General features: G+C 48.1%; 11 protein-coding genes. 5 read left to right on the forward strand and 6 right to left on the reverse strand.

Features of this window, described 5'->3' with window-relative positions:
• Positions 1 to 372 precede the first annotated feature (372 nt).
• On the forward strand, positions 373 to 1257 hold the full coding sequence (locus tag M0415_RS09565) for a phospholipase A (RefSeq protein WP_249554073.1): 885 nt from the start codon (positions 373 to 375) through the stop codon (positions 1255 to 1257).
• A gap of 186 nt (positions 1258 to 1443) precedes the next feature.
• Entirely contained in the window at positions 1444 to 2991 is a 1548-nt protein-coding gene (locus tag M0415_RS09570) for a S41 family peptidase (RefSeq protein WP_249554071.1), read from the forward strand.
• A gap of 53 nt (positions 2992 to 3044) precedes the next feature.
• On the opposite strand, the gene M0415_RS09575 is transcribed toward M0415_RS09570, so the two are convergent.
• The 5 genes from M0415_RS09575 to M0415_RS09595 form a co-directional block, all read right to left on the reverse strand.
• A complete protein-coding gene (locus tag M0415_RS09575; protein ID WP_249554069.1) occupies positions 3045 to 4781 on the reverse strand; it encodes a hypothetical protein in 1737 nt (578 codons plus the stop codon).
• Positions 4782 to 5148: 367 nt separating this feature from the next.
• Positions 5149 to 5934, reverse strand: a complete 786-nt coding sequence (gene mtgA, locus M0415_RS09580; RefSeq protein WP_249554067.1) for a monofunctional biosynthetic peptidoglycan transglycosylase — start codon at positions 5932 to 5934, stop codon at positions 5149 to 5151.
• A 676-nt stretch (positions 5935 to 6610) separates the two neighbouring features.
• The gene (locus M0415_RS09585; RefSeq protein ID WP_249554065.1) at positions 6611 to 7408 is read right to left on the reverse strand and encodes a phosphoadenylyl-sulfate reductase; all 798 of its coding nucleotides are present in this window, start codon (positions 7406 to 7408) and stop codon (positions 6611 to 6613) included.
• Positions 7401 to 9098: an assimilatory sulfite reductase (NADPH) hemoprotein subunit gene (cysI, locus tag M0415_RS09590; RefSeq protein WP_011625339.1), complete on the reverse strand. Its 1698-nt coding sequence runs from the start codon at positions 9096 to 9098 to the stop codon at positions 7401 to 7403. Before cysI ends, M0415_RS09585 begins: the two co-directional genes overlap by 8 nt.
• A 72-nt stretch (positions 9099 to 9170) precedes the next feature.
• Entirely contained in the window at positions 9171 to 10982 is a 1812-nt protein-coding gene (locus M0415_RS09595) for an assimilatory sulfite reductase (NADPH) flavoprotein subunit (RefSeq protein WP_249554063.1), read from the reverse strand.
• A gap of 417 nt (positions 10983 to 11399) precedes the next feature.
• Here M0415_RS09595 and M0415_RS09600 point away from each other — a divergent pair, with 417 nt between their 5' ends.
• From M0415_RS09600 to M0415_RS09610, 3 genes are all read left to right on the forward strand, one after another.
• Positions 11400 to 12926: a Re/Si-specific NAD(P)(+) transhydrogenase subunit alpha gene (locus M0415_RS09600; RefSeq protein ID WP_249554061.1), complete on the forward strand. Its 1527-nt coding sequence runs from the start codon at positions 11400 to 11402 to the stop codon at positions 12924 to 12926.
• Between the two features lie 11 nt (positions 12927 to 12937).
• Positions 12938 to 14422: a Re/Si-specific NAD(P)(+) transhydrogenase subunit beta gene (pntB, locus tag M0415_RS09605; protein ID WP_023268429.1), complete on the forward strand. Its 1485-nt coding sequence runs from the start codon at positions 12938 to 12940 to the stop codon at positions 14420 to 14422.
• A gap of 154 nt (positions 14423 to 14576) precedes the next feature.
• Entirely contained in the window at positions 14577 to 14966 is a 390-nt protein-coding gene (locus M0415_RS09610) for a hypothetical protein (RefSeq protein WP_249554059.1), read from the forward strand.
• A gap of 128 nt (positions 14967 to 15094) precedes the next feature.
• On the opposite strand, the gene M0415_RS09615 is transcribed toward M0415_RS09610, so the two are convergent.
• Positions 15095 to 15574: a TetR family transcriptional regulator gene (locus M0415_RS09615; protein WP_011623828.1), complete on the reverse strand. Its 480-nt coding sequence runs from the start codon at positions 15572 to 15574 to the stop codon at positions 15095 to 15097.
• Positions 15575 to 15688 lie beyond the last annotated feature (114 nt).

The raw sequence follows: 15688 nt of genomic DNA on the forward strand, positions 1-15688 counted from the left end.
AAATATAAAATCATTAATTGTTATATCAAAAAGAAATAAAAAAAGCGCTTCGAATTAAGCCTGTTAACTATAAGTGAGGGTAACCAAAACGCCAATGGCCGAAAAATCGTTTAAGCAAATGAAATAATTGAATAAAACAGGATTTCATGCCGAATATATCGGCAATCAAAACTTGCATCAGCTCACATAACCGCACTATGTTATTGCAAAAAATTCTACTTAGTTGCTTCTTTAGACCACGAAAATAGGCTCCATCTCGCCAGAACGGAATAAGACACATGGCAGGATTTCTCATAATAAATCCACAAACTAATGTTAAGCTGGGTAAAGAACGAGAAAGCGTAAGGCAAACAGACACATCAAGGAGGGCCGATGTCCCGATTTAATAAAGGTATCGCATTAATTGGACTGTTAACTTGTACAGGGCTTCAGGCGGAAGAATCCCTCGTTAAAGGACGCGTGCAGGACGAGCTAGCCACCTCAGAACGTCCATTCGTGATCACGCCGCATAAAGTGAATTACATTTTACCCGCCACTTACAACCCCGATCCCAATATGGCGCCCTTCGCCCAAGATGCGGCCGAAAACGACTATACCCTGGACGAAATGGAAGCTAAGTTCCAGATAAGCTTTAAGTTCCCTATTTGGTACAACGTCTTTGGCGACAATGGCCACCTGTTTTTTGCCTACACTAACCAGTCCTACTGGCAGCTGTATAACAAGGATATTTCTTCCCCCTTCCGTGAGACTAACCACGAACCCGAAATCTTTATGCTGTTCAACAACGATTGGAAAATCGGCAGCGTGACTAACTCCTTCTGGGGCTTTGGCGCCGTGCATCAATCTAATGGTAAGTCAGGGTTATTATCCCGTAGCTGGAACCGTATCTATGGCACCATGATCTTCGATGCCGGCCCGCTGGCCTTTGCCACTAAGGTGTGGTGGCGTATTCCAGAGGACGAAAAAACCGATATCCATCAACCCCGCGGTGACGATAACCCCGATATTGATGAATACATAGGTAAAGCCGAGTTTGTAGGGGTTTACGGCATTGATGACCATAGATTCACCCTCACCCTAAAAACTAACTTTAAAGATATTGATCGAGGATCGGCAGAATTTACATGGAGCTATCCGATAATCGGTAATTTACGCCTTTATACTCAATACTTTAACGGCTATGGCGAGAGTCTTATCGACTACAACTACCATAACCAACGCATAGGTATCGGCCTATCACTCAACGATATTCTCTAACGCTACAACCGTGACAGAGCACAAAAAACAGCCATAATTCTATGCTGACTTGCAAAAACTGCTGCTAAATTGCTCAAATGGATACGAGCAAAAGGTGAGCAAAGACGATTTTTATTGCCAAAATAGGCATTTACATCGATAGTCGCACACCTTTTTAGCCGTAAAAGTAAGTGGTCATGGAGGAATATGAATTTTAGCTATCGCACTGTCGTGACTTTACTGGGCGTGATCATTTGCGCGAGCCTTATCAGGCTCGCGTTTTTCGCTATTCCTGAAAAAGCACAACCCACGCTAACGACCAAAGATATTCGCCAAGATCTCTATATTCTGTTCGACCAAATTGAGCAACACTCGGCATTTTACGCACTAGATCCACAAGCTAATGAGCAGCAACTCAAACGACTGGCAGGATTAATCACAGAACAATATCAAGATGTTGTGCCAAAAGAGCGCTTCGCCGCCGAACTCACTAAGCTACTTAATACCTTAAAAGACCCAGGGACACAGGTTGCGAAAGTCGAAAATAGCAGCGGTGAACTGCCCTTAACACTCAGGCCTGTCAACGAGCAATGGCTCGCCTTGGACAGCAAAAATAACCCCATCAGCGCCGATTTTCCCTTTATCACTCATATAGATGGCATTCCCTTAAGCAAATGGATTTCGGCCAGCCAAGCCTACTTATCAGAGCCAGCGAAAAACAGCCAAGAGATGCAGCTGATTTGGCTAAAGCGACTCAATTTATTGCGGGAGGACTTAGGCTTAAGCATCAAACCCCATGTGCTTATCAGCTTGATTAATGATGATTTGCAGACCACGCAAGTGACTATCGCCCTGCCGCAGCCGTCAAAAACCATCGTCAAACCGATTGAAGATGAGACTGAGCTGAGTCTTGAAAGCCTGATCACCCAACTCGATAATTTGGCCCCAACTGCGCCAATCAGGCCTGATTATTCATTGGAGCAGATCAATCCGGCGACAGCACGGCTCAAGATTGATGACCTCTATGCCTTTGAACTCGATAAGAGGCAACAAGACGCCCTACGCCAAGGCATGGAGCAACCATTGTTGATTGTCGATTTAAGGCAAGCGAGGGGCTTTAGCCCTAAATTATTGACTATGTTGTCGCGTTATCAAGATGTCCCTCAAAATGCGACTCCCTATGCCTCAGCCATGACACAAATTATGGGCTTTGCCCATTATCGCCGCTCGCCAGAACTCAGAAATGATTATTTAAGGCCCCTAAATTTTAGGCCGCTCGAGGCACTGGAACTCAGCTCGCCTCGGCTTAAGGTGCTAACGAGGCGTCTGCCAAGCATAGATGAAAGTCGATTTAGCCCTTGGTTTGTCCGCACAAAACCCGAAGTTGTAGCCGAAGGCAATAATCGCCTTGCGCTGCTTGTCAGCCCTTTGTGTAAACAGGAATGCGAGTGGATAGCCTACCGCACTAAAGCTTGGTCGAGGGTGAATCTGATTGGGGAGAAAACCTCGGGGGATTTTGCCAGACAATACCAACTCACCTTACCTAACAGTGATTTAGATGTTCGGTTTAGCAGCTCACTCACCTATGACGCCGCGGGCGAGCTGCTTTCAGGAAAAGGCACAGAGCCGGATATTTGGCTGCCACAGAACAGCGATATTGAATGGCAAGGATTGGTCAGTTTAGTGCGTGCCGCGAAACCGAAATCCATAGACACGCCCCTCGGTTCTCAACCTAAGTTAGCACAAGCCAATTAACAAAAAAGCCAGCAATCAGCTGGCTTTTCGATTAACACTCTAAGGCATCACGCTTACTTCTTCTCGCTCGCTTTTGAGTTCATCACAGAACCAAACACTATGCCCTGTTTGTTCACATCGAAGCTCATTTGCACGCGCATATTGTAATCTTTCAGCATTTGCAGCTCTTCAGGAATCGGCTCGCCAGTCAATTCTAACAGGGTCAGCACAGGGGTAAACATCTTACCGTAATCAGCCGACATGCTGTAAAGCCCATTGGCCGATGGCTTTTCGCCAGCCAGTTTATTGGCTAACGCTAAGCCCTTATCGCCAGAGTAAACCACTAAGTGTTGTCCCTTAATCGCCAGCATCGGCTTGATGTTCATCTCAGGCGGCAACATTAACAGTGGTGATAAGTCGGTAGGCTCGCCATTATCCGCAACTTGCAGTTCAGCTAGCATTGGAGCAAAAGGTTTCACCATATTGAATAGCATTGAAGGATTATCAGCCGTTAAGCTCACTAAGGCATCTAAGCTTTCAAGCTTAGGCTCTTGGTCCTGTGTGCTCATCTTATAATCGAGCAATGACAGGCTCACACCTTTAACGCCGTTAGCCATACCAGTAAACATACCTAACATCGCAGGGCTCTGTTGGCTTAACTCGGCTTGCAACTCGGCAAGCGGTGCGCAGGTTAACTGCGGCTTTTGCAGGTCATCCCAAATCGCCGTCAGAGAAGGCGCAACTTCGTTAACGTCAATCCCCAGCCCCATAGAGAAGATAGTGCTGTTAATATCGGCTAAGTGGGTTGGAATGTAGCCGCGCATTTTTTGCAATGCGGTTAAGATTGCCTGGTTTTTGCTTTCAACCACAAAAGAGGCTGCCATATGGCTTTCTTTTTCGGTCGAGCTAAATGCGGTTAACCCCGCCACTGTACGTGGCCAGTTAGCGGCAATAGCGGTTAGCTCAGCTTTACATTCAGGGGTACGGATCTCTGCAAAAGGATCTTCACCTTGGCTTTCTTCTGCCATGAACTTCGTCAGCTGTTTGCCTAGCATATTGCCATCGGGAGAGGTAATCGCTTTCACAATCTCAACATGGTTGATAAAGCTGATGCTATCTTCCATAAAACCATGGGTTTTGATGATGTCTTTCAGCATGCCTGAAGCGGCTAAGGATTGAGTCGGTTTCTTTAATCCAAAGGCCATTTCTAAGATTTCGGGCTCAATCGTTGTGCCAGACAAGGTCACAGTTAAGATGCCATCTTTATGGGCAAATAACAGGTCAACCTTCTCAGTAGAACCTTCTTCGGCCAGTGAATAAGCGCGATAATCAACGCCCGCTAAGGTGCGCTTTTCATGGGTGAAGCCGCTGTCTTGCTCGGCTTTATCCAAGACAGCCCAGAATGCATCGATTTGATCCACATTGGTTTTAAGTACGGGGATCACGCCCAAGGTATAGAAAAAAGGCTCGACTTCATTTGGTAAACCAAAGGTCTTAAGCAATTGGGTTGGATTTTTTATCCCATCCATATACTGCGTATAGATGCTGACAAAAAACTTGGCCATAGGGCTATCTAATTCGCCTAACTCGGCCAGAGAATCCGTAGAGTATTGCTGGTAATTGCCAGAAATAGATTGCAGGTAGTTTTTCAGTGGGAAAGGTTTTAACTGACCTGAAAATACTGGGGTGTCGGCAGGGATATAATCAAGCAAAGGATTGGCCGAAGCACTCGAGCTAGTTCCATGCTGAGTGTACCAATAAGCACCTGCTCCCGCTGCAATAATTGCCGCAGCAATAACAATCTTCTTCATCTAAAACTCCATTTAATAACCGTCAAAGTGACAAAAATAATACCGAAAGCACTCACCTCCGGTATTTAAATACTGACCTGTTGTCATTCCTTTTTACACGCGTCATGGCAAACCAATATCCGACACAAGCTAAAAATTAGCGAGGGGAATAGCCAAAGGACTGAGTGTATTTGAAGGGGAAATTCGTGCGCTAATTTATCATTAATTAACCTAGGATGCGAATCAAGCTGCGCAATTAAGACAAATTCGCTTGGCAAACTAAATGAAATTTACATTCAGAGCCTAATTCATCTTGAGGATAAAGTTCATATTAACGATAAAGCGCATGACATATTAATAAGACGAAAGTTATCGCCTTATTTACCCGTTAATCGGCCTGATGAACACGGTTAAGTGTCACTTCCCCTAACTGGCGCATTTGCTTACGGATCCAAGCGGAGCGCTGCTCAACATAAGGTGAAGGCGGCGAGACTTTATATCGCCAAGGATTAGGCAATACCGCCGCTAATAATGACGCCTCATAACGGGTTAATTTGGCGGCACTCTTAGCAAAATAATGTTTCGATGCCGCTTCGGCACCATATATTCCGGGGCCAAATTCGACGATATTCAGATACACTTCGAGAATCCGCGACTTATCCCAAATCAATTCCATTAACAGGGTAAACCAGGCCTCAATTCCCTTGCGGATAAAGCTGCGGCTCGACCACATAAACAGGTTTTTCGCCGCTTGCTGACTTAAGGTACTCGCACCACGAACCTTGTTGCCCTTTTGGTTGTATTCAATGGCCGAACTTATCGCGGCTATATCAAATCCCGTGTGGCTGGCAAATTTTTGATCCTCAGCGGCAATCACGGCTAATTGTAATTCAGGGGAAATTTGCTCGAGTGAGCGCCATTGATGCCTAACCTCAGTAATCGGCGCGGGCGGGAATAATGCCCGTTCAATCCGCCAAGTCCACATTGGCGGGTCAATAAAACGCAGTAGCACCACACTTAAAATGGAGGCGAGTAACAAGCCTAAGATGAGTTTCACGAGCCAAGCGACTATTCGCTTAAGGCCGCGTGCTTTGGGCTTTTGTGCAGGGCGATTGGATTTATTCCCTTGAGGACGATTGACATGATCGCGCATGGCATACATAGGGGCGGTCATCCAGTAATCCTCATCAATAATTCCATCAAAGGGGCCGTTTGCGGCAGCATTAGCCACTCAGCATAAAATAACACAGTGTAAGTTTATGATAATATTGTCATAAACAGCGCCAAAAACCGAGCTGAATTGATGAATTAGCGAAATAAACGATGTTAACTATGTTGGCTCAACCTCGGCAGCTTTGACCACAGCTGACCGAGGTGAAATGGGCAGATTAACGAGGGCTAGCAAGTCAATCAAACTGCTTGATACTCGCGGCGGCGAGCAAGGTCTTTTGGAAGTGCAACTGTTTTCCGTCTCGTTATATCGTTACACAGCAAACTAAGCCCATAAATAACGATATTCAACAACTTAACTTGGCAAAATACCGACTAGGGCATATCTGCGCAGTAAACTCCCTCAAAACCATCTACGGGAACTTTGTAATATAGCTCAGAACATTCTAATGTGCATAACTCTGTGAGTAAAAATGTACAAAAATTTATTTTCTGGTGAACAAGCCTTAACTAACTCTATGAAAATAAACTTTATCTGACTTTAATGACGCCAGAATGACACTTAAAATACTTTAACGGTCAAACCGCTGTAAAATTAAGCAAAGCATTCTTTGGGCGGCATAAAATAAAAAATGCCACAGGGAATACTGTGGCATTTTTCTATTAAATCAGATAGATGGTTATATTTCGTAATGCAAACCGCATTCGCGTTTTAAGCCATTAAAGCGGGTTTCTTCTTCAGTCATCCCTAATTCTAAGGGTTTACTCGAATGGGTATCCCCAACAGAAACATAACCTTGCTCCCATAGAGGATGGTAAGGCAAGTCAAATTGCGTCAGATATAGGTGCACATCTTTGTTCGACCACTCGATAATCGGCAGCAGCTTAAAGCGAGTACCGTGGATAGCCAATATCGGTAACTCTTCGCGTGTGCTCGACTGGCTGCGACGTAGTCCCGCGAACCAAGTACCGACTTCAAGTTCCGCCAAGGCACGTTGCATCGGCTCCACTTTATTCAGTCGATTATAACGCTCGAGCCCATCTAAGCCCTGCTCCCACAACTTGCCGAAACGCGCCTCCTGCCATGCCGAGGTCATCGGCGCTTGGTAAACCTTGAGGTTTAAGGATAAACGCTCGGTAAGCTGGTCAATAAACTGATATGTCTCAGGAAAGAGATAGCCAGTATCCGTTAAGATCACCGGAATATCCGATTGCACCTGACTCACCATATGCAGCATCACCGCCGCTTGGATCCCAAAACTGGATGACAGCGCGTGATTACCCGGCAGATAGGCTAAGCCCCAGAGCACTCGCTCTTGAGCCGTCAATCCGGCCAAGAAGCGATTAATGCGCTCTAGTTCTGCTTGCTGCACATCCTTAGGCGCCGTTAGCAGCGCTTTAAGTTCGCTGTGACTTACCACGCTCTGCAACGCGTTCGGCAAGCCAGAACCCGTTACCCCAGAATCAAGATCAGCCATGGAAATCCTTAGCGGCATCGATTACCGCCTTCACTACGCCCGTGCGGACGGTGAAGTTACCAAAGGTTTCGCCTGCATTACGCTCAACCGCGTAGCGGGCAAATAATGCATCCAATTCAGCAAGGATCTCAGCCTCTTGGATATTCTCTCTGTACATCTTATTCAGACGAGTACCTTCGAAGTTCGCCCCGAGATACAAGTTGTAGCGACCTGGCGCCTTACCCACTAAGCCTATTTCTGCGGCAAATGGGCGGGCGCAACCGTTTGGACAGCCGGTCATACGCACCACGATGGCTTGATCGCTAATGCCATTTTTAGCCTGCAGCGCATCGATATGGTCGATAAACTCAGGGAAATAACGCTCAGCTTCCGCCATCGCCAATGGACAGGTTGGCAAGGCCACACAGGCAATCGAATGACCGCGGGTTTGGGTCAGCACTTGGCCGAGTAAACCGTGTTTACGGGCAAGGCCTTCGATGGTCGCTTTATCCTCTGGGGCCACACCAGCAATAATCATATTCTGGTTTGAAGTCATGCGGAAATCGCCCTTGTGGATCTTCGCGATTTCACGCATGCCGGTTTGTAAACTCTTACCGGGCACATCTTTAATGCGGCCACTTTCGATAAACAGGGTTAAATGCCACTTACCATCGACACCTTCGACCCAGCCGTAACGATCGCCGCGATCGCCAATCACTACATCGCGCTTGGGCTCAAATTTGACGCCAGCTCTTGCTTCCACTTCGGCCTTAAACTTCTCATAGCCATGGTCGACGATAGTGTACTTAAGGCGTGAACGTTTACGGTTGGTACGATTACCCCAGTCACGCTGCACTGTCATCACAGCTTCGGCAAACTTCATCACATCTTCAGTTTTGATAAAACCAAAGTCATCGGCCAAGCGCGGGAAGGTTTCGACTTCACCGTGGGTCGAGCCCATGCCGCCACCTGCTGTCAGGTTAAAACCGACTAATTCGCCATTTTCAGCCACCGCAATAAAGCCTAAGTCGTTGGTGTAGACGTCAACATCGTTATCCGGTGGTACGGCAACGGCCATCTTAAACTTACGTGGCAAGTAGGTTTTGCCATACACAGGTTCAACGGTTTCGTCTTCTGTGGTCAGTAACTTCTCTTCATCTAACCAAATCTCGGCGTAGGCGCGAGTGTGGGGCAGCAGGTGATCAGACAGCTTCTTCGCGACTTCATAGGCCTGCGCATGCAGCTTAGATTCCACCGGATTCGGGTTACACATCACGTTACGGTTAACGTCACCACAGGCGGCAATAGAATCGAGTGCCTCACGGTCCAAGCCTTGAATAATGGTCTTAAGATTACGCTTTGGAATGCCGTGGTATTGGAACGTCTGGCGCGTCGTTAAACGAATGCTGTTAGAGCTAGTAAGCGTCGAGGCAATTTCATCCACACCTAACCATTGCTTAGGTGTACACACACCACCTGGCACGCGGGCACGTAACATAAAGCTATATAAAGGCTCGAGTTTTTGTTCTTTACGCTCGTTACGTAAATCGCGGTCATCCTGCTGATAGAAGCCGTGGAACTTGATCAATTGCTGATCGCCGTCGCTAAAACTGCCCGTCACCGAGGAGTCTAATCCCTCTTTAATAGTGCCACGCAGATAATCACTGTCGGTCTTTAGATATTCGTTTAATGCTAACTTTTGCTCACTCATGGCAACTGCCTCTTAAAATTCGTTCGGCGGCAGTATCTCAGTGGATACTGCTCTATCTTTGGGATCGATTAATTAGTACACGTCTTTTTGGTAACGTTTATGACTGCGCAGAGTCTCGAAATATTCTTCCGCCGCCTCGCTCGACAGTCCGCCAAACTCCACCGCAACCGCTAGTAAGGCTTGGTGTACGTCTTTGGCCATACGCTCGGCATCACCACAAATATAGAGATGCGCGCCATTTTGCAGCCATTGCCACAGGGTTTGTCCCTGTTCTTTAATGCGGTGCTGCACGTAAATCTTATGGGCCTGATCCCGCGAAAATGCCACATCGATACGGGTTAAATCGCCGTTTTTCAGATACTGTTGCCATTCTGTTTGATACAGGAAGTCCTGCTCAAAGTGAGGATTGCCGAAGAATAACCAGCTATCGCCCTCAGCGCCTTGCGCCACGCGCTCCTGCATAAAGGCGCGAAACGGCGCAACACCAGTACCTGGACCAATCATGATGACTGGCGTTTGTGGATCTTCAGGTAAACGGAAATGCTTGTTCGGTTCAACATACACTTTTACTTCGGCGCCTTCCTGTGCCGAGGCTAAGAAATGCGATGCGCCGCCAAAACGGGCTTGCCCTTGGTGCTCATCCTCCACCAAGGCCACGGTGAGATGCACTTCGGTATCGACTTCACTCTGGCTCGAAGCGATGGAGTAGAGTCTTGGCGTTAATGGGCGTAATAGCTCCACTAACTTGTTTGCATCAAGATTAGCATCGGCCTTGAGCTGATAGTTTGCCACTAAGTCTGCAAATTGATGATGTAAGATAAATTGGCGAACCTGTTCTTTATCTTCACTCAGGGCAAGCAGCTCAGGGCTTGCGGACAACTCGGCCCAGGCTTTGACTAAACCGGGATATAACTGTGTCAGCTCTTTCTTCTCGATTAAGGCTTGTTTGAGGCTGATTGACTCATTACCGACGGTCACAGTGGTATCGGCCGCTAACCCTAAGCCCGCTAAAATCTCATCGACCAAAGTTTCATTGTTGCTAAACCACACCCCAAGGGCATCACCCACTTCGTAACGCAGTCCTGACTCACCTAAATCGATTTCAACGTGGCGTACGTCTCGGTCTGAACCGCGTCCGGTGATCTTCTGGCTCACCAACACCTCAGCACTGTAAGGGTTTTGCTTAGTAAATTCGCTTTCGCTGGCAACTTGTGCCGAGCCGGTATCATTGAGCGCCACCACGTTAGCCGTGGTTTGAATGAGTGGCTTCACGGCGGTGAGCACATCGGCGTGCCACTGTCCGGCCGCAGCCTCATAGTCCACATCACACTCAACCAGAGGCAGCAACGCTTTGGCGCCTAATGCCGACAGACGGGCATCGAAGTCTTTACCGGTTTGGCAGAAAAACTCATAGCTCGAATCGCCCAGTGCCAACACTGAGTAATGTAAGTTGTTTAATTGAGGAGCACGTTTCGATGCTAAAAACTTATGTAATTCAATCGCATCATCCGGCGCTTCACCTTCACCATGGGTACTGACCACCAGCAGTAGCAAGGTTTCTTGCTTGAGCTGGCGCACATTGTATTCACCCATAGAGGCGAGATTCACGCCATAGCCCTGTGCTTTCGCCTTCTCGGCCAAAGCTTTGGCAATACCACGGCCATTGCCGGTTTGGCTGCCATAGAGAATGGTCACTGTCTGCGCCGCCTGTGCGTCGGACACGGGCGCGAGCTGGGCCTGATTGCCCGCATTGGCCGTTGCGGCTAAATAACCGCTCACCCAAGCAAGTTGCACCGCGTTTAATTCAGCGGTGAGTTGTTTCAGCTTTTCGACCTGCGGTTGCGACAGGGGTGAAGCCAGTGATGAAAGTTCTTTTAACAACATGAGACGGCCCTATGACAGTGTAATGTCCAGCAGATTAACGTGGTTTTAGAAAAGCAAAAAAGAATAATATTTGATTTTTAATTCCATTTTGGAATATACAAAGTGCAAAATTTAAGCTACAAAAGTGTGCACTGGTTAAAAGTTTTTGATACGACCAGTTCAGAAACGACCAGCTTGAGCAATATGCGCTTGTGTCAAACCAAAGTATTGCCACAATGGTGACGAGCCTGCTGTACAGTGACCTCTGTTGCTCGCAAAGAAGTTTGTTTTCAAGCACAAATTTCATACCAAGATTGAATGCGCTAACTGTCACAACTGAATAAACGAGTCCATTCTTACCGCGGCCTAGCCCTACCTAGGTTTAGCTCAGGGGAAGCACTCAGGCGGAACGATTATATAAACCACCAGGGAGTAATCATGCAGATTGGAATACCGAGAGAGAGTCTCGCCGGTGAGACTCGGGTCGCCGCGACCCCTGTCACCGTCGAACAACTTAAAAAGCTCGGCTTTGAAGTTGTTGTTGAGGCCAATGCTGGCTTACTGTCTAGCTTTGACGATGCCGCTTTTGAAGCCGCTGGGGCGAAGATCACGGCAGAGGTTTGGCAAGCGGATCTGATTTTTAAAGTCAATGCACCGACCGATGCTGAAATTGCGCAAATTAAAGAAGGCGCGACCTTAATCAGCTTTATCTGGCCCGCTCAAAATCCAGAGTTGGTCGAGAAACTGTCTAAACGCAACATCAATGTGATGGCGATGGACATGGTGCCACGTATTTCCCGTGCCCAATCCCTCGATGCTCTCTCCTCTATGGCCAATATCGGCGGTTATCGCGCCGTTGTTGAAGCCGCGCACCACTTTGGCCGTTTCTTTACCGGACAAATTACCGCCGCGGGTAAGGTTCCTCCGGCAAAAGTGTTGGTGATTGGTGCCGGTGTGGCGGGTCTTGCCGCCATTGGTACCGCAGGTTCGTTAGGTGCTATCGTTCGAGCCTTCGACACACGTTTAGAAGTGGCCGAACAAATCGAATCCATGGGTGGCCAGTTCCTCAAGCTAGACTTCACCAATGAAGATGGCAGCTCATCGGATGGTTACGCCAAAACCATGTCAGACGAGTTTATCGCCGCCGAAATGGCACTGTTTGCCGAGCAAGCCAAAGAAGTCGATATCATCATTACCACAGCGCTGATCCCAGGCCGCCCAGCACCTAAGCTCATCACCAAGGCTATGGTCGACAGCATGAAGCCCGGCTCTGTGATTGTCGATATGGCCGCACAAGCGGGCGGTAACTGTGAATACACTCAGCCAAGCGAGCTGTTTGTGACCGAGAATGGCGTTAAAGTCATCGGCTTTACCGATCTTCCCGGCCGCCTGCCTGCGCAGTCTTCACAGCTTTACGGAACTAACTTAGTCAACCTGATGAAGTTAATGTGTAAAGAGAAAAACGGCGTCGCCAGCATCAACTTCGATGATGTGGTCATGCGCAATATGACAGTGGTCAAAGCTGGCGAAGTGACCTTCCCGCCACCGGCGATTTCGGTGTCGGCCGCGCCCGCCAAACCTGCGGCTAAGGTCGAAGCCAAAGCGGCTGAGGCCAAAAAGCCATCCAAGCTTAAGTATATTCTCGCCGCCCTTGGGGCTGCGGGTTTTGCCGCAGTTGCCTCGGTTGCGCCAGCCGAGTTCTTATCCCACTTTACGGTTTTTGTCCTGTCCTGCGTGGTGGGCTATTACGTGGTGTGGAACGTATCCCACTCACTACATACGCCTTTAATGTCAGTGACTAACGCGATTTCGGGCATTATCGTGGTCGGCGCCTTGCTGCAAATTGGACAAGGTTCAACCTTGGTCACTGTGCTGGCGTTTATCGCCGTGCTGATCGCCAGTATTAACATCTTCGGCGGCTTTACCGTCACTCAGCGCATGCTGAAGATGTTCCGTAAAGATTAAGGGGGTATAACGTGTCTCAAGGACTGGTAACAGCAGCTTACATTATTGCCGCCGTGCTCTTTATCTTCAGTCTCGCAGGATTGTCGAAGCAAGAAACGGCCAAACACGGCAATTTATTTGGTATCACAGGTATGGCCATTGCCCTACTGGCGACCATTTTTAATCCTGACACCAGCGGTGTCGCCTGGATTATTGTCGCCATGGTGATTGGTGGTGCCATCGGCGTGCGTTTAGCACTTAAAGTCGAAATGACGGAAATGCCCGAACTGGTCGCAGTACTCCACAGCTTTGTGGGTATGGCGGCGGTATTAGTGGGCTTTAACAGCTTTATCGACCTACACCCAGAGCAAGTATCCCAAGTGGTTGTGGCCGTTGGCGGAGATATCAACTCCACCTTAGCCGCAGTGCAGGATGCGCTAAGCGAAGCGGCCAAAGCCGCCGAGAAAGCCCATTTAACTGGCGCAATGCTCAACATTCACTTAGTGGAAGTGTTCCTCGGGATCTTTATCGGTGCGGTGACCTTCACGGGTTCTATCGTAGCCTTCGGTAAGTTACGTGGATTAATTTCCTCAAAACCTTTGATGTTGCCACATCGCCATAAACTGAATCTCGCAGCGGTATTGGTATCGCTTGGCCTGTTGGTGTACTTCGTGCAAACCGGTGGCACTATGCCAGCCCTACTGTTGATGACGCTTATCGCCTTCGCCTTTGGCTGGCATTTAGTGGCTTCAATCGGCGGTGCGGACATGCCAGTTGTGGTCTCAATGCTGAACTCCTACTCAGGTTGGGCGGCAGCGGCAGCGGGCTTTATGCTGTCAAACGATCTGCTGATCGTGACAGGTGCGCTCGTGGGCTCATCGGGTGCGATTCTGTCTTACATCATGTGTAAGGCGATGAACCGCTCGTTCATTTCTGTTATCGCAGGTGGATTTGGCACCGATGGTGTGGCCTCATCTGGCGATGAAGAAATGGGCGAATACCGTGAAACCAACGCCGAAGATGTGGCTGACATGCTGAAAAATGCAACTTCTGTCATCATCACCCCAGGCTATGGTATGGCAGTGGCACAGGCGCAATATCCTGTGGCTGAAATCACTCAAAAACTGCGTGATCGGGGCGTGAAGGTACGCTTTGGTATTCACCCCGTGGCGGGTCGCTTGCCTGGCCATATGAACGTGCTCTTGGCCGAAGCCAAAGTGCCCTACGATATCGTGCTCGAAATGGACGAAATCAACGAGGACTTTAGCGATACCGACGTAGTGCTCGTCATTGGTGCCAACGATACGGTGAACCCTGCTGCGATGGAAGATCCGGGCAGCCCAATTGCGGGCATGCCAGTGCTCGAAGTGTGGAAAGCGCAAAACGTGATTGGCTTTAAACGCTCGATGAACACAGGTTATGCGGGTGTACAAAACCCACTGTTCTTTAAAGATAATACTCAAATGCTGTTCGGCGATGCGAAGGCCAGCGTTGAGGCGATTTTAAAAGCGCTGTAATGCTTAAGTTTGCTTGTTAATCATAAAGGGAGCCACTTGGCTCCCTTTATCTTTTCCCCTGTTTAGGGATGTGTTTTCACACGTTTTTAAGCCAGTTCAGCTAGTCTCAGCGCAACTTGCTTGTGGTCATCCCATGTATTGAAAGGATAGCTTGATGCTGCTTGGATTATTTATGCTGTCGGCAATTTTGATTAAAACCTCGCTGCTGGGGCTCGGTTGGATATCGATTGGCATTGGCCTCGCTGGTTATCTATTTTGCCGCTATTACCGCATCAATCTCGCCGCTCGCTTGGTGCAAAAGTTTAAGCGCCTCTTTATCACAGGGGCGATATTGCACTTACTCTTGTACCTTGGGCTTATCGTTAAACTCTTCCTTATCGACAGCATTGAGGATATTCCAGCCTTCTTTATCAGCCATTTGGTGTTCCATCACGCGCTTTGCGCCTTAATCGCCGCGGCGCTGACCTTTATGGCAATCGGCATCTATCTTACCCAACAAAAGTTAAAACAAGCGCAGCTGTCTCCCCCATTGCAGCTTAACTAACTGCAGCTTAAATAACTTAAGGGTGTGTAAAATCTCTGACGCCACGGCGGATAAAACCAACTGCTATTCGCCAAACCATAGAAACAAAAAAGGAGCCTAAGGCTCCTTTTTTGTGGTGAAGCTTAAGATTATGCCGCTTTGGCAACATCAAAATTAGACAGCAGCATGACCGCAGTACGGCCTAATAGGTGATTGATAGTACGATCGCCGACCAATCCTAATTCAGCAATGGCTTGCTGACGTGCTGTGCTGACCGCTCTGAAGAGGGTGATTTCATTATTCGCGCCACCACAGAGGCTGAAGAATAATCTTAACACTGCGCGGTAATGCTCTTCTTGCATCGCTTTCATCCAAGAGGCTTCTAAGGCTTCTTGGCTAGAAAAGTCGAGCGCGGCAACAAATAAATTGCCAATACGACTATCTAAACGGATTAAGAAGTCGTTTTTACGCGGAAAGTGATGACTAATACCGGTGCGGCTAATCCCCGTTGCTTCAGATAACGTGGTATAAGACATAGTCTCAAAGCCAATAGTCAAAATTTGTCTTAACGCTTCATCCATAATCTGATTTATGGTCTGCTCAGTCTGTACTCGCGAGCGCTTAGCCATAGTAAAGTCTCCCGTTGTTCTTTTTCTGGGGTAGAGCTTACCAAAGCCTTTCAGGGATTACTGCTGTTTGGAAACGCCAAACAAGTGTATTTCGCTTTTGTTCAGCTAGGGTTC

The organism is Shewanella sp. 10B (assembly GCF_023475885.1).
In the GTDB taxonomy this organism is placed as follows: Bacteria; Pseudomonadota; Gammaproteobacteria; order Enterobacterales; family Shewanellaceae; genus Shewanella; species Shewanella mangrovisoli.

Bases quoted from the DNA above. Each gene is read 5' to 3' on its own strand.
- M0415_RS09565 (WP_249554073.1), top strand. From the start codon at position 373: ATGTCCCGATTTAATAAAGGTATCGCATTAATTGGACTGTTAACTTGT.
- M0415_RS09615 (WP_011623828.1), bottom strand. From the start codon at position 15,574: ATGGCTAAGCGCTCGCGAGTACAGACTGAGCAGACCATAAATCAGATT.
- M0415_RS09570 (WP_249554071.1), top strand. From the start codon at position 1,444: ATGAATTTTAGCTATCGCACTGTCGTGACTTTACTGGGCGTGATCATT.
- M0415_RS09585 (WP_249554065.1), bottom strand. From the start codon at position 7,408: ATGGCTGATCTTGATTCTGGGGTAACGGGTTCTGGCTTGCCGAACGCG.
- M0415_RS09595 (WP_249554063.1), bottom strand. From the start codon at position 10,982: ATGTTGTTAAAAGAACTTTCATCACTGGCTTCACCCCTGTCGCAACCG.
- M0415_RS09610 (WP_249554059.1), top strand. From the start codon at position 14,577: ATGCTGCTTGGATTATTTATGCTGTCGGCAATTTTGATTAAAACCTCG.
- mtgA (WP_249554067.1), bottom strand. From the start codon at position 5,934: ATGACCGCCCCTATGTATGCCATGCGCGATCATGTCAATCGTCCTCAA.
- cysI (WP_011625339.1), bottom strand. From the start codon at position 9,098: ATGAGTGAGCAAAAGTTAGCATTAAACGAATATCTAAAGACCGACAGT.
- M0415_RS09575 (WP_249554069.1), bottom strand. From the start codon at position 4,781: ATGAAGAAGATTGTTATTGCTGCGGCAATTATTGCAGCGGGAGCAGGT.
- M0415_RS09600 (WP_249554061.1), top strand. From the start codon at position 11,400: ATGCAGATTGGAATACCGAGAGAGAGTCTCGCCGGTGAGACTCGGGTC.